Origin of the sequence: Angelakisella massiliensis (genome assembly GCF_900104675.1) — a bacterium.
GTDB classification, from domain to species: Bacteria; Bacillota; Clostridia; order Oscillospirales; family Ruminococcaceae; genus Angelakisella; species Angelakisella massiliensis.
On the sequence record NZ_LT629945.1, the window covers coordinates 729,684 to 747,945 of the forward strand.

Here is an 18,262-nt window from a genome sequence, read left to right on the forward strand (position 1 = left end):
TTTATCTGATTACCGTCCCTTGGGATTGAGGGTATCGTTGAGGGCGGTGCCCAACAGATTGAAACATACCACATACACCACGATGCACAGGCTGGGCATCAGCCACCACCACCAGGGATTGGGATTGGTGATGACAGCATTGGCGCTCCAGGCCCGCTTGAGGATGGTTCCCCAGCTCCAGGTGGTGGGGTCCCCCAGGCCCAGAAAGCTGAGGCTGGCTTCGGACAGCACCGCCGAGGCCATCACAAGGGTGAGGTTGACGAATACCGGTCCGGAGGCGTTGATGAGCACATGCTTGAAAAGGATCCTCGCCTTTCCGATCCCCAGGCAGCCGGCAGCTTCAATATACTGCATCTCCTTGATCTTCAGGGTGCTGTTTTTCGTCACCCTGGCAAGGGATGGCCAGGAGAAAATACCCAAAATCAGCGCCACATTGGTGATGTTGGAGCCCATGATGGCTGCCATGATAATGGTCAGGGGCAGCATGGGGATGGTGAGGAAAATATCCACCACGGCATCGATGATATCGCTGAGAATGCCCCGGGTATAGCCGCAGATCAGGCCCAGAGGCAGACCGATGACAGCAGCCACCAGCAGTGTCAGGATGGAAACATACAGGGAGGTTCTGGCGCCCCACACCAGCTGGGCAAAGATATCCAGTCCCAGGCCGTCGGTTCCCAGCCAGTGGGCGGCGGAGGGAGCCTGAAGAATATCGGTGCTGTAGCCCTCAGGCTTTGGGATCAGGATGGGTCCGATCAAGCCGATGAGAACGATGAGCATCACCCCGCAGAGACCGATCATACCGTTGCGGTTGTGGAGAAAATAATAGAATCCGCTTTTTCTCTTTTTCATGGTTATTTCCCTCCCAGCTTGATCCGGGGATCCAACCATGCAACCACCAGATCTGTAATCAGGTTCATCACCACCACCGCCACAGCCAGCAGCAGGAAGGCTCCCTGCAAAACGGGATAATCCAGGGCGTTGACCGCGTCATAGATGAGCCTGCCGACGCCGGGCCAGGAAAAGACGGTTTCTGTTACCACCGCGCCTCCCACCATGACGCCGATCTGCAGGCCGATGACGGTGACGGTGGGGATCATGGCGTTTTTCAGGGCGTGATGAAGGATCACCTGTTTTTCGTTGTTGCCCTTGGAATAGGCGGTACGGATGTAATCCTCATGGAGCACGTCGATCATACCATTGCGGGTATACATCACAGCGTTTGCCAGGTTGGTGACAGCCAGGGCCACAGTGGGCAGCACCAGATGCTTGGCCACATCCAGCACATAGCTCAGCCCCTCCCCTTTGGGCGGAGTATAGGCGCCGCCGGTGGGCATCACCTTGAAGCGGAAGGCAAACAGGTACAAAAGCAAAAAGGAGATAAAGGGAATGAACACCGAAATGCCCAATGTAACCATTACGCTGACCACCCGGTCCCCCCATTTTCCTCTGTGGCGGGCGGCGAACACACCCACCGGGATACCGATCCCCAGCACCAGCACTATCACCGCTCCAAGGAGCATCAGTGTCCAGGGCAGGCGCTGAAGGAGATATTCCGTTACGGGAATGTGCTTGCTGAAGCTGGTGCCCAGATTGCCCTGGAACAGCTGCACCAGGAATTTGCCATACTGCACAAGCAAGGGCTGATCCAAACCATAGGCCTCGATCATTGCCTGCTGGGCCTCCGGCGTCATCTGCGGGCTGACCATCAGGGAAACGGGGTCGGAGGGCATGGCCCGGACAATGAAAAAGGTAAGGGAAACTGAAATGAAAATGGTCAGCAAACCCCGGAGGATACGACGGATCAAATATCTGCTCATGGCTGGGCGACCTCCTTTGCGAAGTGGCAGCGTACATAATGGTCCGGTCCCACCTGTATCATTTCAGGCTCCTGCTGGAAGCATACCGGCTGGGCCTTGAAGCACCGCTGACAGAAGCGGCATCCTTTTGGCGGATCAACCGGACTGGGGACGTCTCCTGTCAGCAGGATCCGGTCCTTTCTGGGGGCGGTGGTGGGCTCCGGCACAGCGGAAATCAGCGCCTGGGTATAGGGATGGGAATGGGGGCTCATCAGCTGATCGTAGGGAACGATCTCCATCACCTTGCCCAGATACATCACCAGGATCCGGTCACTGATATACCGCACCACAGCCAGGTCATGGCCGATAAAAATATAGGTCAGGTCCCGCTGCTTTTTCAGGGTGTTGAAGAGATTGAGGATCTGAGCCTGTACCGAAACGTCCAGAGCGGATACCGATTCATCACAAAACAGCAGCTGGGGCTGGGTGGCCAGAGCCCGGGCAATGCCGATACGCTGCCGCTGTCCTCCGGAAAATTCGTGGGGATAGCGGTCGTAAACCTCCGGCTGCAAACCGATGGTCCGCAGCAGCTCCTCCACCTTCTTTTTGGCCTCCTCCTGGTTTTTGGCCAGACCGTGGGCCAGCATGGGTTCGGCAATGGCCGGGCCCACCTTCATTTTGGGGTTGAGGGAAGCGTAGGGGTCCTGAAAGATCATTTGCAGCTGGCTGCGAAGCTGTTTTCTGTTGCGGCAGTGAAATCCGGTGATCTCCTGTCCCCGAAAAAACACCTTTCCGCCGGTGGGTTTGGTCAGCGCCAGAATGGTGCGGGCCAGGGTGGATTTTCCGCTGCCGGATTCTCCCACAATACCCAGGGTCTCCCCCTCATACACCTCAAAGGAGACGTCCTCCACAGCATGAACATACTTCTGCCGCTCCCGCAGCTTGGTTTTTTTGACGGGGAACAGCTTGGTCAGATGCTCCACCCGCAAAACAGGCACTCTTTCTTCTGTTGTCATCGGATTCATCTCCTCATGCATCGGCATTTTCTTCCCCCTCAAAGCTCAGCCAGCACTGTACCAGATGTTCTTCCCCCACCTGCTTCTCCGGGGGGCTCTGCTGGCGGCAGCGCTGCGTGCAATGCTCACAGCGGTCGGCGAAACGGCAGCCCGGACCAAAGTCATAGACGGTGGGAACCGTACCCGGAATGGTGTGGAGCGGCTCCTTGCCGCTGCTCATGGTGGGGATGGAGGCCATCAGCCCTTTGGTATAGGGATGGAGCGGGTGATCAAAAACCTCCTTGAGCGTTCCTCTCTCCACCGCTCTTCCGGCGTACATCACCACCACTTCCTCACAGATTTCCGCCACCACACCCAGGTTATGGGTCACCATCACCAGTCCGCCGGTGCCCTTGAGCCGTTTCATCAGATCCAGGATCTGCGCCTGAACCGTCACATCCAAAGCCGTGGTAGGCTCGTCCGCGATGAGCAGTGCCGGATGGTTGATCATAGCCATGGCGATCATCACCCGCTGGCGCATACCGCCGGAAAACTCATGGGGATACTGATGGATACGGGTTTCCGGATTGGGGATGCCTACCTCCTCCAGCGCCTGGATCACCCGCTTTTGGATCTCCTCTCTGGACACCTCAGGATGATGCAGCTGGATGGCTTCGCCGATCTGTTTGCCGATGGTCAGCACGGGATTGAGGGCGGTCATGGGCTCCTGGAAGATGATGGAGGCCTTTTCGCCCCGGATTTTGCTCATCTCCTCATCACTCATGGCCAGCAGGTTTTTCCCTTCAAAGAGGATCTCCCCTCCCTGGACTACCGCCGCCGACGGCAGCAGACGCATCATGGACAGGCTGGTCATGCTTTTTCCGCAGCCGGATTCTCCAACAATTCCCAGGGCTTTTCCCGGTACCACCTGAAAGGACACCTGATCCAACAGATTGAACACCTGTCCATCGTCGTCCTTAAACCCCATGCTGTAATTTTTAAATTCAACCACTGCCGCCATGCCCTCATCTCCCCCTCTTATATATATGTATATTTTTTCAGTTTTGCGTGAAAATTTCTTTAGCGATTTCAACCAATAAACTGTTATCATATAAAATTTAGCTGACTTACGCAATTATAAGTCAACCGTAAAATGCAATCGCAAACCTGATAAAAGTCTGAATTTTTTGTTTTTTTTCAGCAGTAATTCCGCTTTTTTTATTTTTTGATATTATATTGGTTTTTATTTCCCACTACAATGACATATGTCATAGTGTTTTGTAAAAAACAAAAGCCTTCCGGCTAAATACAGCCGAAAGACTTTTGATGAAAATTTATCATTATATTTATTAATTATAAGTGTTTAGGAATCTTCCTTTTCCTCCCCCGCCAAATGGATCTGTCCCTGGGACAAGCGTGTCAGTTCCTCCCGGTTCAAAATACGATAGCCGTTTCCCTTGCGTTCCAGAAGGCCCACCGTACACATCTGCTTGATCACCCGAAGAAGATGCCGGTAGCTGGTTTCCAGGATATCGGCGCACTGAGAGAGATTGAAGCGGAAGATGTCTCCCTGGGCAACCTGGAGAATAAACTTTGCTGTCCGAACCTCCAATGGATTATGCCGGAAAGCGTTTTCCCGTACATGCTGGGCCATCCAGTAGGTCACAAACCGGAGGAATTTGACATCCTCCAGCAGCTGCTTGCGGCACAGCTCCATCCGCAGGGCGATGCAGGTGCATTCTGTCAGCGCCAGCACATCGTTAAAAGCCGGCTGCTCCCATAACGCGGCAGCCTGCCCTAAAATACCGAAGCCGGACATATAGGATTCACAGTGGATCCGCCCCGTACAGGTATAGGAATAACTGATGCTGTCTCCGTGAACCAGAAAATAAAAGTATGGAGTATGGGTTCCCTCCTTGGCGATATATTCTCCGGAGGAATAGATATGAACCTCTGCGATCTTGAGAAGATCCTCGGATACATAATCTTGCAGATGAAAGGCGTCGATCCATTTACGCAGCACCGCGGAGTCCCGAATCACTTCCATTCTCTTCTTCCTCCAATCCTTCCACAACCGCCGGCAGGGAGAAGGACAGCGCCATTCCCCACAGCGAAAAAAACAAATGTCCGCCCACAGCACAACAAACCTTCTTTTCCTTGTGCGGCAGACACAGACAGCCAACAGAAAATGTGATCTTTCCAAAGCCGCACACCCGGAGAGGTGAAAAATCATTCTCCTGTGCCGCCGGAAAACTGAAAATAATATTTAAAGCGTGTCGAAAAAATTCGACACGCTTCCAGGGGGACCCAGTCCCCCTGGATACGCCGCAGGTTCCTGGCGAAACCAGCGGCGATACCCCCGGTTTCGCGCCCCGGTGGGCGCGGGTCGTGGTATAAAAATCAGGCGCATGTCCTGATTTTTATGATTTTGAATTTTGTTTTTTCTTGGAATCAGGTTTTTCTACAGACGAAATATTTTTTTATTATACCACATTTTGATTTGTGTTCCAAGGATAATGCCCTTTTGGATATTTTCTTTTTTCTTCCACAATTGCGCAAAAGGGCCTCCCGTCCGCCCAAGGGGACAGGAAACCCTTTTTGATTGATGTGCAGCGTTTTTTGTGGAAAATCAGGTGTCTGCGTCTGTTTTTTCCTTCTGGCGGGATGGCACACCGGCAAGGTTCAGCTTTAATCCCCACAAAATACCATACAGCATATCCGTCCCCGAGGAGTGTCCATGATCCAGGAACTCTTCCAGCACCTCCTGGGGCAATATCTCGCCCCTTTCCAGCTCCTTCAGCAGCCGGGAGATGTAAAGGGGATACCGGCCTTCCAGACCGCCCCGGAGCACCTCGGCGCTGACCGGAGTGGTACCGGACAGCTGCCGCCGGACACAGGCCTCCACCTTTTTCCCCAAGGGATTGCCATACCGGTGGAAAACCGCCAGCAGCCCCAGTACAAAGTCGTCGGAAGAGGGAGTCAGCCCAATCCCCAGCCCCAGAATGGGCGTGTCAGGCGTCAATGTTCCGGCGGACAAACGCCCCAGAAAGTTTGCCAGTACCTCTCCCCCTCTGTCACCGTCAGCCGGTTCCCGTGGAGGAATACAGCTCCATCCTCCCTGCTCCAGCAGGGAAGCAATGCCTCCTGGCGGACAATGCTCCGCCAAAAAGTTTGCAAGCACCTGTGTCTGCCTGGGACAGACTTCCGCCTCCGCCGGGGGGAGAGTAAAGTCCACCTCCCGGGTGTGCTCATCCATGGAAAGGATTCCGGGAGCTTCCTCCCTTTCCCAGCACAGGCAAAGGGTTTTCAGGCTCTCCGGCCATGGCGTCTCCTCCGGCAGAAGGAGGGAAAAACCGCCGGGAACCGGCTCAGGGCGATGGAGGACAGCGGTAATGATTCTTCCTTCCGGGTCCAGGAGATTGGCCGCCTTTCGGTAGACGCCCACAACCCTGCAATCCAGCTTTCCCCGGGAACGCACCCGATGGATCAGCTCCCGGTCCGCCGCCCTGCACCGCACTGCTCATTCCTCCTCCATTTTACGCAAAGGTCACTACAGTACCCGTTTTTCCCTCCAGGGCCTCAATGGCCTTGTCCAGGGAGGTGATGATGGCCTTTTTGTCAGGATTGTCCCGGACAAACTTCATCGCCGCCTCGATCTTGGGCAGCATGGAGCCGGGAGCAAAATGACCTTCCTCCACATACCGTGCCGCCTGGTAGAGGGAGATATGGTCCAGATTCTGCTGGTTGGGCTTGCCCCAGTTGATGGCTACCTTCTCCACCTCGGTGAGGATCATCAGCACATCCGCTCCCACCTGTTGGGCCAGCAGCTCAGCGGCAAAGTCCTTGTCAATGACCGCGGCCACCCCTTCCAGGGTCCCATCCGGGTTCTCCACCACCGGCACGCCGCCTCCGCCGCAGGTGATGACGATGCTGTGGTCCCACAGCTGCTTGACCTGGTCGATCTCCACAATGCGGCGGGGCATGGGGGAAGCCACCACCCGGCGGTAGCCCCGTCCGGCATCCTCCATCATCTGATAACCCATGGCCGAGGACAGCTTCTCCGCCTCTTCCTTGGTATAAAAGGTACCGATGGGTTTGGAGGGATTCTGGAATGCGGGATCATTCCGCTCCACCACCACCTGGGTCACCAGGCTGACCACCGGAATGTTTTTGTTGCGGCAGGCCAGGGCGTAGCGGAGGGCCTGCTGGATGTGGTAACCGATATATCCCTGGCTCATGGCGCCGCAGACATCGAAGGGCATCACCGGCACCACATCCCGGGCGGTTTCACTGGCCATCAGAATCCGTCCCACCTGGGGGCCGTTGCCGTGAACAATGGCCAGCTCATAGCCTTTGGCACTCAGCTGAGCGATGTGGTCGCAGGTGGTCTTGACCACCTCCAACTGCGCCTGAGCTGTGGGGGGGCTGTTCTTGGTTTGCAGGGCGTTTCCGCCCAGAGCGATAACAATTTTAGACATGGTAGGTTCTCCTTCCGGTTCCTCCGCCGGGGGCTGGAGGTGGATTGTTTCAAAAAACCATTCCTTCCTCCCGCCCCCGTGGAACCGGTGGAGGGGTCAGGAAAGGAAAGTGACAACGCCAGGGCCGATGGGCAGTCCCAGCAGCACCCAGGCAATCATGAACAGGGTCCAGAGAATCAGCAGTGTAATGGAATAGGGCAGCATGATGGAGACCATGGTGCCGATACCCATTTTTTTATCATATTTGGCCGCGATGGTCAGCACGATGGCGAAAAAGGGCTCCAGGGGGGAGATGATGTTGGTGGCGGAATCTCCGATCCGGTAGGCCAGCTGAGTGGCCTCGGGGGAAAGGCCCAGCATCATGAACATGGGCACAAATACCGGCGCCATGACGCTCCATTTGGTGACGGCGGAACCGATGAAAAGATTGATGAAGGCCGCCACAAACACAAAGATCACCATCAGTGTCAGGCCGGTGGCATGGGTGGCCCGGAGCAGCTCCGCTCCCTTGACCGCCAGGATCAAACCAATATTGGAATACTGGAAATAGGCCACAAATTGAGAGGCCACAAAGGTGAGCACCAGATAGCCGCCCATGGTACCCATGATGTCGCTGATGATGTTGACCAGCTGCTTGTCGTCCCGGATGGTGCCGGCGCCGATGCCGTAGCAAAGCCCGGGGAAGAAGAACAGCAGGGTGACGATTATGACGATGGAGGTCATGAAGGGAGAATCACCCAGAATCTGTCCGTTCTCCTGATTACGCAGCAGGGCGTTTTCCGGCAGCACCAGCAGCAGCACTGCCACGGTGGAAAGGATCAGGGCGATCAGCGCCCACCGCAGGCCCCGGTTCTCAGCGGGGGTCAGGGGGTCCATAGAGGCGGTTTCGTCCCCGGTATACTTCCCCAGCCGTGGTTCCGCCACCTTCTCGGTAATAATGGTACCGATGATGGTGATGAGAAAGGTGGAGCCAAACATAAAGTAGTAGTTGGCCACAGGGGAAACATAATAGCCGGCATCCAGAATCCGCGCGCCCATGGTGCTGAAGCTGCCCAGCAGCGGGTCAATGGAACCCAGCAGCAGATTGGCGCTGAAGCCTCCCGCCACACCGAAAAAGGCGGCGGCGATGCCCGCCATGGGATGGCGCTTGAGGCCCAGGAAGATCATGGCTCCCAGGGGCACCACCACCACATAGCCGGAGTCGGAAGCCACGTTGGACATGACGCCGATGAATACCACCATGGCCGTCACCACCCGGGAAGGGGTGTTGGCCAGCAGCTTGCGGAGGCTGGCGCTCAGCAGTCCGGTGCCGTCAGCGGTGGCGATGCCCAGCATGGCCACCAGCACCACCCCCACAGGAGCAAAGCCGGTGAAGTTGGTCACCGCCTTTTCAAACATAAAGCGGATACCGTCCGCGTCCAGCAGGCTGCGGGCCACCACATGATTTTCGGTGACAGTCTGGGTAGCCTTATCCACCTGCTCCAATACCACGCTGGTTCCGGCGGCGCTCATCAGGGCAGAGGCCACCACCACCACAGCGGCAAAGATGACGAACAGCGTCACCGGATGGGGCAGCTTGTTGCCGGCCCTTTCAATAAAATCCAGCATCCGGTCCAGCACCGGCGTTTTTTTTGCGGCCTGTTGTTTTTGTTCCATTCCCATTGTATTCCCTCCACTTTCGCGTCAGCATTCAATGGCTGTGAACCACAGAGACCCTGCCGCACGATTGAGCCGTGCGGCAGAGTTCCCTGAGATCCGTTCATACCATTTTTAGGCATTGCGCAAAACACGCACTCACCCACATTCAGCCGGCAGCAGGAAAATACAGGATCGGCAGCAAATTGTATCGTGGAATGTTTCGTCAGCGGATGACCGCCGCCGTTTCAAAGGGTGAGACTCCTAACTGTTCCAAGGGCTCAGATGACCCCTTCCATGGTCAGGGTGATCTGGGAGACGATGGCAGCCAGAAGGAAGGTGCCCAGGATAACTGCGCAGCCTACAATGATGATCCGCCAGGACATCTTCTTGAGCATGGGCAGATCCTTGCCCAGCGCCAGGCCGGCATAGGCCAGGGTGGGGGTTCCCAGGGCGGCGAACTGGATAACGTTGCTGGCGTTGCAGATATAATCGCTGCCGGGGAAGATGGGGGTGGACATCACCACACCCACGATGCCCACCCAGAACACGGGGGACAGCTTTTTCAGATAAGGCATCTGGCTGATGATGTAGCCGATCATGGCCACACCGAAGATCACCAGGGAGCCCTCCAGGGACTTGAGCAGGCTCACCGTCTCCAGGTCGGATTTCACATAGGTCTGGATGGTGTTGCCGATGGCGGTGAAGACAGCCGCCAGAAAGATGATGATGGCGCCGCTTTTGATCTTGGTCCATTCGATGGTGGCAATATTCTTTTTCTGTTCCATATCCCAGTTACTCCTCTCCTCGGTCAGTTGGCGGCGGCAGCCTTGCCCTGTTTGCGGAAACGATTGAAGAAATTATACAGAGCGCTGCACAGGGGCAGGGTGATGAACATATTGGCGTAGAGGCCCAGCACGTTTACCAGCAGGTTGGAGGTGTTGGTATAAGCCTGAACCGTCTCCATCAGGGTGGGGTCGGGATAATAGGAGCGGATGACCTCCAAAGAAGCGGTGGACATACTCATACTGCTGGTGCCGGCTCCCAGAGCCAAAGCATAGGGATGGAAAATCCCCAGGCTGACGATGACGCTGGTAAAGATACTGGTCCACAAAGCGCCCAGGACGGTGCCCACAATGAACACACCCATAACGCCGTGGCCTTCCTCGGAACTGATGCCATACTTCTCGGCGATGATGGCCACCTGAGCCTCACGGCCCAGGGAGTAGCAGGCGCCCACGCACTCCCGGCGCAGACCCAGCAGCATGGCGATGGGCAGGGAGATGACCATGGTGCCCAGGAAGTGGGCGAACATCTGCAGGAAGATGGTGCCCTTGGCGCTCATGATCTCCGCCAGCTTGGGGCCGACGCCCAGGCCCACCTTGGCCAGCAGGATCATCAGGGCCACAGGGAAGATGGCGCTGGCGTGCTCCATATCCTTCATGGAGAGGATCTTCAGCTTGGGGGCGCTGATGATGCCGCCGAAGACGGTGGCGTACAGAATGGGCATCAGCACCAGGATGCCGATTTTACGAATACCGATGAGTTCGCTGACGATGACGATCAGGATGGTCAGCACATGAAGCTTCCAGTTTTTGACGATCTCCATCTTTGTTCCTCCTTAGCCGTTCTTGTGTTTGGCGTAATATTCCGCCGCCTTGACAAAGCAGTCCAGGGGAGCCTTGACGATGCCCGCTCCCACCTGACCGACGCCGGGGTCCTTGTGGGCCATACCGGTGGTGATGGTGGGCTGGATGCCGGTTTTCAGCACCTTGACGATGTCGATACCGGTGGGAGAACCCTTGAAGTTGAGGGTGGGGATCTTGAAGTTCTTGTTCTCGGTGGCGGTGATCTCATACATCTCCTGGGTGATCTTCACGCCGTCGTCATAGGTGCCGCCGATGAACTGCACGATGGCCGGAGCCGCCGCCAGGGCAAAGCCGCCCATACCGAAGGTCTCGGTGATGGCGCTGTCGCCGATATCCGCCGCAGCGTCCGCCGCGGTATAGCCGGGGAAGTAGAGGCCCTCGGGGATGTTGGCGGGAGCGGTGAACCACTGGTTGCCGCAGCCGCTGACCTTGATGCCGAAGTCCACGCCGTTTCTGGCCATGACGGTGACGATGGTGCTGCCGGGAACGCCGGCGGCCGCGTCGGAGATGGACTTGCACATGGCCATGGTGAGGTTGATGTTGAACATATCGATCTTTTCAATATGCTCCAGCACACCGTAGATCTGATCGGTGGGCAGGCAGCGGACCTGAATGAGGTACTTGGCCAGCTCACGCATCAGCAGGCAGGTGGAAGCCTTGTTGCGGTTATGGTTATCGTCGCCCATCTGCATGGCCTGGGTCACAATGCCCTTGTAGTCGATGCCGCCGGAAAGCTCGATGGCTTCCTTGAGAACGGGATAAACCACATCATGGATCCAGTGGAGACGCTTGATGACGTCCTCACCATAAGCGCCGAACCGCAGGCACTTGCCCTGGCCCTCGTTGACGCCGGAATAGGCCACGTTGCCGTAGGTCATGTTCTTCATGATAAACACCGGCATATTGGGGGAGATGATGCCCGCCATGGGGGCGATGGACTGATGCTCATGGTTGGGGGAAAACTCGATCTCTCCGCTGGCGGCCAGCTGCTCCGCCTCCTCGGGGGTCTTGGCCAGGCCCTCGTACAGCAGCGCTCCGATGACGGCGCCCTTCATGGGGCCGCACATCCGCTCCCACTGGATGGGTGGACCGGCGTGCATAATGAGCTTTTCATGCATCCCAGGGACCACGTCCTTGGCGATGGCCATCCCTACCAGATGGACCTCGGAATTCTGCATGATTTCCAATACTTTCTCGTTGGCTTCTTTTCTTCCCACGGTAAAATCCTCCTCCGCAAGGTCTTGTTCCGGTTTTTATTCGTCCTCGTCGTCCAGCAGGGACAGCAGGTTTTCGATCTTTTTATCCACATACAGGGGAATGGACCACTGCATCTGAAGGCACTCCACACCCTGTTCTGCCAGGTCATCCCGGAACTGCTCCAGTCCCACGTTGATGACCTTGATTTTCTGGTTAAACAAATTATTCAGACTCATTTCAGCTTGCCTCCCGTGAAAGTTCAGGATAATGGGGCCAGGGCCTTGATGATATCCGCCGCCAGATGCACTGCCCGAAGGTTGCTGGGCATGATGATCACATCCAGTTCCTTCAGCTTGGAGATGATCTCCTCATAGTTCTGGGGATCATCCTTGCTGCCGCAGACACTGACGATCACCGCCACATACTCATCGGGATGCTGGGCGCGGTATTTGGCCAGTTCCTCCACAAAGTCCTTCTCCGGCGTGCGGCTGGCGCCATAGCCCAGCACCAGATCCAGCAGAATCACCGCGGTCTCCGGGTTTTGCAGCTCGGCTTTGAACACCTCTGCCCGGAGGGTGGAATCGATCATGGGATGAGCCCGGCCCACGGTGTACTGATCGTCTCCCAGGTCCACGCAGGCATTGCCGTCCATATGGAAGCAATCGGTAACGGTCTTTTCCTTGGTCAGGTTGGAATTGACCCCGCCCAGACGGTCCTGGAGGGCCAGCACCGCTTCATAACCCAGGGTGCCGCCGCTGTACAGGCCCCGGACATATTTGCCGGTGGAGCGGATCTTCTCCGCCTGCTGCCGTACCAGCTGGGTGTGGTCCTCCGCCAGGGTGTAGCCCGGCTGCACCACACCGGTCCGCTCCAAAGCCGCCAGCGCCGCTTCCTCCAGGGTGGAAACAAAGCGGATCTGCTCATCAGACTGGCTGCTGTAATCGCCGCCCAGGAAGTTGATGACCACCGGCTTGCGGATCTCATTGCGGATGAAAGAGATGACCTTGTCCGCCACCGCCTTTGCCGGGGGCTTGGATACCACCACGATCAGCTTGGTGGCCTCGTCCTCTCCCAGCGCCTTGAGGCCCTGGAGCATGGTGATGCCGCCGATCTCCTCTTTCAGGTCCCGTCCGCCGGTGCCGATGACCTGGGTGACGCCTCCGCCGTTTTTATGGATGAGGGTCATCACTTCCTGAGCACCGGTTCCGGAAGCGGCCACAATGCCGATGTCACCCTTGCGGATGGTGTTGGCAAAGCAGAGGGGCACGCCGTTGATGATGGCGGTGCCGCAGTCGGGACCCATCACCAGCAGATCCTTGGACTGGGCGTAGGTTTTCAGCGCTTTTTCCTCCTCCAGGGAGACGTTGTCGCTGAAAAGCATGATGTGCAGCCCGTTGCGCAGGCCTTCCATGGCCACCGGCTTGGCGTAGCTGCCGGGGATGGAGATGGCCAGGATGTTGCTGCCCGGCTGCATCTTTACCGCGGTTTCCACGCTCTTGGGCTTGTAGGCATCCTTGTTCTCACCGGAAACGTTGGCGTTGAGCATTTCGTCCAGGTGTTCGAAAATGTAGTTGGCGGTCTCCTCTGTGTTGCAGCTGACTGCCACGATCATATCCGTGGGGCTGGCGGCCTCCGCCTCCGGTGTCATCAGCCCGGTACGGACCAAAGTGTCTTTATTGAGATCCGTTCCCATTACAACGGCTACTTCCTCCACACCGTCCAGGCTTTTCAGCTCACGGGTGACCAGCATCAGCTTGACCGAGTCATAATAGACCCCTTTTTGCACGATGGTCTTTTTCATTTTTTCCACTCCTCGGAAGTTTGTTGGCTTCATATTATCACAGGAAAAAGCAGAAAACAAGAGCGGTCACAGGGCTTCCCCATGACCGCTCTTGTGGATTTTTCCGCTGTATAAAAATGCTGTTTCCACCTATGAAAAAAAGGTGGGGAGTGGGCCGCTGACTGTTGTGAAACTGGACAAAAGCGACTTTGATATTTCTATGTCAAAAAAGGTCGTTTTTTGTCACCCTTCAAACCCCTGGGCCTTGGAAATGAGCTTGCTGTACACCTGAATGGCGTCGATGAGTTCCCGCCGGGTGGATTCATTGATCCGAAAACTGGGTCCGGAAACGGCGATGGCCCCCAGATTCACCCCCTGGGCGTTAAACACCGGGGCAGCGATGGCGAACACCCCCGGTTCATGAATACCGTCGTTGATGACATATCCCGCTTTGCGGATATCAGAAAACATCGCCTCATTGAGGTGCGGGTGCTCCCTGGCGATGCGGGTACGCTGCTCATAAGGCAGCCAGGCCAGCAGAACATAACCTACAGCGCCCCGATACAAAGGCAGCATCTCCCCCACGCTGACAGCCCGGTGGAGGGCCTGCGTGCTCTCCACGCTTTCCAGACAGACCCGCATATCGTCCCGCACCACATACAAGCTGGCGGTTTCGTTGAAGATATCCCGGAGATTCTGGAGGATGGGCCGGGCCGTGGCCCGGAGATTGGAGGAGTTGGAGAGAATACCCATCAGCCGGAACACCTGATGGCCCAGGGTGTATTTCCGGTCCACCTCCCGATTGAGGTAGCCCATCTTCACCAGCGTCTGCAAAATCCGGGAAATGGTGCTGACGCTCAGCCCGGTGATATTGGAGAAATCGGTCAGGCTCAGGGTGAGATGTTCCTCATCAAAGCAGTTGAGAAGCTCCAGTCCCCTGGCCAGGGAACGGATGGAAGCGTCCTTTTCTTCCGAGGCGCCAACAGGATTTTTCTTGGTCAAGAGGGTTCTCTCCTTTCAGATGTTTTTCCACTGTGCGGAAATCCTCCGCGGTCCCACCGTCCCGCTCTCCATCTGAAAAGTCACCGGCGGGACACTGTAATCACTGCCTGATTATAGCACGAAATCACTTCCCCCGGCAAATATTTTCCTTTTGTCACCGCGCCCAGAGAGGCTTTTTCCGCCCATCCAAGAGGGAAAGCATGGCATATTCCAAAGGCCCACAGCGCTGACAAAAAGTTCCCCTCCTCCAGGCAAAGCGGAGCGTCCCGTGAAAGGATCTCCTCTTCCGGCAAGGTGATCCCAGCTCAGTGGCAAAGAAATCGGCAGCAAAAACATTTTTGTTTGAAAGGCAGATAAAAGATTGCCTCTGACCCTGGCTGGAAGCTTTAAAATAGGGAGCAAACAAAAAGAAACGCCCCAATGCCTGATGCATCAGGGCGTCCTCTGCGCTTATATGTCACTAAAGTACTGTATCAGGGCCGGAGCTTTCTTCAGCGCCTCTCATCAGATTTCAGAAGCAGGCCCGGTAGATGGCCAGCACGTCTTCCTTTGCCAGCGGCTTATAGGCACTGCCCAGGGTCCTGGCCGCTTTTTCCGCCATGATCTCCAGCTTATCCTCTGTAATACCCACTTCCCGCAAAGCAGCGGCAATCTTCAGCTCTTTTGTAAAGAACTGCTGGGTTCTGTCAATGGCCTCACGGGCCATTGCGTACCGGTCATCGCTCATGGGGATATTCCAGACATTAAACGCGTATTCCGCGAATTTGTCCACACTGGAGTCATCCAGCACATACCGCATCCATGCCGGCGTCAGGATCGCCAGGCCCACCCCGTGGGTGATGTCAAAATAGGCGCTCAGCTCATGCTCCATGCTGTGTACGCTCCAGGGTGTGCCTTTGCCCAAAGAGAGCAAGCCGTTGATGGCCAGACTGGAGGTCCACATCAGATTGGCTCTGGTCTCATAATTGGCGGGATCATTGCAGGCAATGGGTCCATACTGGATACAGGTTTTCAGCAGCGCTTCCGCCATACGGTCCTGCAATCCGGCAGTGCCCACCCGGCTGAAATAGGTTTCCAGAATATGGGACATGATATCGGCTGTGCCCGCCGCCGTCTGGTATGCTGAAACGGTATAGGTATAAGTGGGGTCCAGAATGGAGGCCTTGGGCCGGGCATCAGGATGGGTGATCACCAGCTTATCATTGGTGTCCATGTTGGAGATAACGGCTCCGCAGTCCATCTCTGAGCCGGTGGCCGCCAGGGTCAGGACAGAAAATACCGGCAGCACCTTGGTGATGGGCGCTTTTTTCAGCACCAGGTCCCAGGCGTCGCCGTCATAGGCAGCCGCTTCGGCAATGGCCTTGGAGCAGTCGATGGTGCTGCCGCCGCCTACAGCTACCACACCCTCCAGACCATGTTCCCGGCAAAGACGTGCTCCGGCATTGACAGATGTGATGCGGGGATTGGGCTCCACCCCCGGCAGCTCCTGCCACTGGATGCCGTTTTCCCGAAACAGCCGGGTGACTGTATCATACAAGCCGCTTTTTTTGATGCTGCCGCCGCCATACACCAGCAGCACCTTTTGAGCATAGGGCTTGATGGCCTCCGGCAGATGAACGATCTGTCCTTCTCCAAAGTAAATCTTTGTGCCGATGTCATACAAAAAATTCTTCATATCGTCCCTGTCCTTTCCTGTTTACGCATACCTTTTCCCTGGGCGCGGACAACTCCTGCCTCCCAAAAAATCATCCTTTTCCTCCCGCCCTTTACAGGACAACACGCACCCTATTTGTTAACAGCCTTTGGGAATAACAAACAGGGTGCGCTTGGCAATATGATGGCAATGGGGCCAGAGAAAATTCAGTTACAAGGGTGTTTGAGAGGATGGGAGGAATCGCGCCGGCAAAAGCGCTTAATCTACAAACAGTACGCCTTTGTTCATGATCTTTTCAGGGTCCACCGCGTTTTTGATGATATTCATCAGCCGGTAGGAGCTGCCGTGCTCCTGGGGCATCCATTGGGTGCGGTATTTTCCGCTGCCGTGATGATGGGCGATGCTTCCGCCAAAGCGGAGGGTCTCTTCCATAATGACGGAAACCAGCTTCATATAATCCTCACGGACCGTCTTTACATCATCCTTGGCAATAAAGCCGAAGGTGAAGTAAATATTGGTACCCTGAACATAGCTGTGGGAGGAATGTCCGCCGATAAAGGCCAGATTTTCCATCTCCTGAGGCATCCGGGTCACCACAGCGTCATAGATCTTGCCAATGGCGGACCAGTTGGCGGAGATCTCGCAGGTATCGGCCACCAGATGGAGACGATATCTTTCGTCGCTGTCCAGGGTCTGGCAGACATCATTGCGATGGATCAGCCAATGTTCCACAGGCTTGCGGCCCATGGGAATGACCTCATATTTGGATACGATCTCTTCCACCGCTTCACCGATGGCTTTGGTGATGGAGGCCGGGCCTTCCGCCAGCAACAGCAGCAGGGAGTAGCCTTCCGGGCAGATGCCGCCGAACAGCCGCTCCACCTCCTGAGGATCGTGGAGGCGCACCACAGCGGGTTTGTAGCCTTTGACCATGATCTCCCGGATCAGATCCAGGCCGTTCTGCATCCCCTTGACGCCGTAAGCGCCCATCCATCTGGTTTCGGGGGTGTAGGGGAACAGCTTGAGGGTCCCCTCAGTTACCACACCGAAGGAGCCTCCCCCGCCGATGAAGATATGCCGCAGATCCGGTCCTACAGAGCGGCGGGGGACATTCTTGATGCGGGTGATCTCTCCCTCAGGGAGAAAGGCTTCCAAGCCCCCCACCAGATCTTCAATTCCGCCGTAAAGGGGGGAAAACTGTCCGATGCTCCGGGTGGATACCAGACCGCCCACCTGAGCCATGGGGAGGGATTGGGGGAAATGACCGGTGGTATAGCCCTTTTCATTCATCTGCTTTTCCAGCGCCTCCAGGGGCATACCGCACTCGGCCCGCACCAGCATATCGGTGGGGTTGAATTCCAGCAGGCGGTTCATCTCCGACAGGTCCAGAATGACGCCGCCTTCCACCGGCTCCAGTCCCAATGTGACGCAGGAACCGCCGGTACGGGGGACAACATCCACTTTGTTTTGGTGGAGGAAGGCCATCACGTCAGCAGCCTGCTGTGTGCTTTTGGCTTTGACCACACAGGCGGCGCGGTTGACAAAATACTTGCCGTCACATCTTTCATATCTTCTGAAGCCGATATAATCCTTGGCGGCTTCCAGCAGAGAGCTTTCGTTTGTCAGCACCTGCTCCTCGCCCACAATGGCGCGCAAACCGCTGATGATCTGTTCTTTTTCCATGTTAAAACCTTCCTCCGTTTCTATTCCGGCTGTCAGCCGATGCTTCGTGCCGCTACCACATCCACACCGGTACCGCAGATGTTCTTGACGATCACATCGCCGCATTTGACCGGGGCGGACACCTCTACTGTGTACAGCTCACCAATGCATTGGTTCAGCAGCCGTTTGGGCACCTCGGCGGTGGAGATGACCGGCAGACGATTGATATTCGCCCCATGAAGGACCACTGTAGTGGTGAGCATCCGCACCGGTTCGGTATGCTCGGCAATGGCGTGGCGTTCGCCCCGCTTACAAACGTTTCCGCTGACTTTCAGCCCGTCGGCTGTTTCCTCCACCGTAATGCGGCAGCTGACCGGGCACACGATGCAGGTATATTCCGCTTTTGACATC

The 18,262-nt window shown here is 56.2% G+C and carries 17 protein-coding genes; all 17 read right to left on the minus strand.

Annotated elements, in window-relative coordinates:
- Positions 1-9: 9 nt before the first annotated feature.
- On the minus strand, positions 10-852 hold the full coding sequence (locus BQ5383_RS08735) for an ABC transporter permease (RefSeq protein WP_071431177.1): 843 nt from the start codon (positions 850-852) through the stop codon (positions 10-12).
- Between the two features lie 2 nt (positions 853-854).
- On the minus strand, positions 855-1,820 hold the full coding sequence (locus tag BQ5383_RS08740) for an ABC transporter permease (protein ID WP_071431179.1): 966 nt from the start codon (positions 1,818-1,820) through the stop codon (positions 855-857).
- Positions 1,817-2,815, minus strand: a complete 999-nt coding sequence (locus BQ5383_RS08745) for an ABC transporter ATP-binding protein (RefSeq protein WP_071431181.1) — start codon at positions 2,813-2,815, stop codon at positions 1,817-1,819. The genes BQ5383_RS08740 and BQ5383_RS08745 overlap by 4 nt, the downstream gene beginning before the upstream one ends.
- Before the next feature lie 13 nt (positions 2,816-2,828).
- Positions 2,829-3,815 carry an ABC transporter ATP-binding protein gene (locus BQ5383_RS08750; RefSeq protein ID WP_071431184.1) on the minus strand — a complete coding sequence of 329 codons (987 nt, stop codon included), beginning with the start codon at positions 3,813-3,815 and terminating at the stop codon, positions 2,829-2,831.
- A 342-nt stretch (positions 3,816-4,157) separates the two neighbouring features.
- Positions 4,158-4,841 carry a cyclic nucleotide-binding domain-containing protein gene (locus tag BQ5383_RS08755; RefSeq protein ID WP_071431186.1) on the minus strand — a complete coding sequence of 228 codons (684 nt, stop codon included), beginning with the start codon at positions 4,839-4,841 and terminating at the stop codon, positions 4,158-4,160.
- Positions 4,842-5,423: 582 nt separating this feature from the next.
- A complete protein-coding gene (locus BQ5383_RS08765) occupies positions 5,424-6,311 on the minus strand; it encodes an oxamate carbamoyltransferase subunit AllH family protein (RefSeq protein ID WP_071431190.1) in 888 nt (295 codons plus the stop codon).
- 19 nt (positions 6,312-6,330) lie between these two features.
- Positions 6,331-7,272 (minus strand): carbamate kinase, encoded by a 942-nt coding sequence (gene arcC / locus BQ5383_RS08770; RefSeq protein ID WP_071431192.1) that lies wholly within the window; start codon positions 7,270-7,272, stop codon positions 6,331-6,333.
- A 96-nt stretch (positions 7,273-7,368) separates the two neighbouring features.
- Positions 7,369-8,928, minus strand: a complete 1,560-nt coding sequence (locus BQ5383_RS08775; protein WP_071434968.1) for an AbgT family transporter — start codon at positions 8,926-8,928, stop codon at positions 7,369-7,371.
- Positions 8,929-9,188: 260 nt separating this feature from the next.
- On the minus strand, positions 9,189-9,695 hold the full coding sequence (locus tag BQ5383_RS08780) for a hypothetical protein (protein WP_071431194.1): 507 nt from the start codon (positions 9,693-9,695) through the stop codon (positions 9,189-9,191).
- 23 nt (positions 9,696-9,718) lie between these two features.
- On the minus strand, positions 9,719-10,516 hold the full coding sequence (locus BQ5383_RS08785) for a DUF3100 domain-containing protein (protein ID WP_071431196.1): 798 nt from the start codon (positions 10,514-10,516) through the stop codon (positions 9,719-9,721).
- Positions 10,517-10,528: 12 nt separating this feature from the next.
- Positions 10,529-11,773 carry a YlbE family protein gene (locus tag BQ5383_RS08790; RefSeq protein WP_235821959.1) on the minus strand — a complete coding sequence of 415 codons (1,245 nt, stop codon included), beginning with the start codon at positions 11,771-11,773 and terminating at the stop codon, positions 10,529-10,531.
- Between the two features lie 36 nt (positions 11,774-11,809).
- Entirely contained in the window at positions 11,810-11,989 is a 180-nt protein-coding gene (locus BQ5383_RS21340; protein WP_207646810.1) for a hypothetical protein, read from the minus strand.
- A 23-nt stretch (positions 11,990-12,012) separates the two neighbouring features.
- Positions 12,013-13,554, minus strand: coding sequence for an acyl-CoA synthetase FdrA (fdrA, locus tag BQ5383_RS08795; protein ID WP_071431198.1), 1,542 nt, complete (start codon positions 13,552-13,554; stop codon positions 12,013-12,015).
- A 222-nt stretch (positions 13,555-13,776) separates the two neighbouring features.
- Positions 13,777-14,535 (minus strand): IclR family transcriptional regulator, encoded by a 759-nt coding sequence (locus tag BQ5383_RS08800; RefSeq protein WP_071431200.1) that lies wholly within the window; start codon positions 14,533-14,535, stop codon positions 13,777-13,779.
- A gap of 511 nt (positions 14,536-15,046) precedes the next feature.
- A complete protein-coding gene (locus BQ5383_RS08810) occupies positions 15,047-16,210 on the minus strand; it encodes an iron-containing alcohol dehydrogenase (RefSeq protein ID WP_071431204.1) in 1,164 nt (387 codons plus the stop codon).
- Positions 16,211-16,447: 237 nt separating this feature from the next.
- Positions 16,448-17,872, minus strand: coding sequence for an FAD-binding oxidoreductase (locus BQ5383_RS08815; protein ID WP_071431206.1), 1,425 nt, complete (start codon positions 17,870-17,872; stop codon positions 16,448-16,450).
- Positions 17,873-17,904: 32 nt separating this feature from the next.
- The gene (locus BQ5383_RS08820) at positions 17,905-18,261 is read right to left on the minus strand and encodes a DUF1667 domain-containing protein (RefSeq protein ID WP_071431208.1); all 357 of its coding nucleotides are present in this window, start codon (positions 18,259-18,261) and stop codon (positions 17,905-17,907) included.
- Position 18,262: the final 1 nt, after the last annotated feature.

Coding starts and splice junctions, on each gene's coding strand:
- BQ5383_RS08735 (WP_071431177.1), bottom strand. CDS start 852: ATGAAAAAGAGAAAAAGCGGATTCTATTATTTTCTCCACAACCGCAAC.
- BQ5383_RS08740 (WP_071431179.1), bottom strand. CDS start 1,820: ATGAGCAGATATTTGATCCGTCGTATCCTCCGGGGTTTGCTGACCATT.
- BQ5383_RS08745 (WP_071431181.1), bottom strand. CDS start 2,815: ATGACAACAGAAGAAAGAGTGCCTGTTTTGCGGGTGGAGCATCTGACC.
- BQ5383_RS08750 (WP_071431184.1), bottom strand. CDS start 3,815: ATGGCGGCAGTGGTTGAATTTAAAAATTACAGCATGGGGTTTAAGGAC.
- BQ5383_RS08755 (WP_071431186.1), bottom strand. CDS start 4,841: ATGGAAGTGATTCGGGACTCCGCGGTGCTGCGTAAATGGATCGACGCC.
- arcC (WP_071431192.1), bottom strand. CDS start 7,272: ATGTCTAAAATTGTTATCGCTCTGGGCGGAAACGCCCTGCAAACCAAG.
- BQ5383_RS08775 (WP_071434968.1), bottom strand. CDS start 8,928: ATGGAACAAAAACAACAGGCCGCAAAAAAAACGCCGGTGCTGGACCGG.
- BQ5383_RS08780 (WP_071431194.1), bottom strand. CDS start 9,695: ATGGAACAGAAAAAGAATATTGCCACCATCGAATGGACCAAGATCAAA.
- BQ5383_RS08785 (WP_071431196.1), bottom strand. CDS start 10,516: ATGGAGATCGTCAAAAACTGGAAGCTTCATGTGCTGACCATCCTGATC.
- BQ5383_RS21340 (WP_207646810.1), bottom strand. CDS start 11,989: ATGAGTCTGAATAATTTGTTTAACCAGAAAATCAAGGTCATCAACGTG.
- fdrA (WP_071431198.1), bottom strand. CDS start 13,554: ATGAAAAAGACCATCGTGCAAAAAGGGGTCTATTATGACTCGGTCAAG.
- BQ5383_RS08810 (WP_071431204.1), bottom strand. CDS start 16,210: ATGAAGAATTTTTTGTATGACATCGGCACAAAGATTTACTTTGGAGAA.
- BQ5383_RS08815 (WP_071431206.1), bottom strand. CDS start 17,872: ATGGAAAAAGAACAGATCATCAGCGGTTTGCGCGCCATTGTGGGCGAG.
- BQ5383_RS08820 (WP_071431208.1), bottom strand. CDS start 18,261: ATGTCAAAAGCGGAATATACCTGCATCGTGTGCCCGGTCAGCTGCCGC.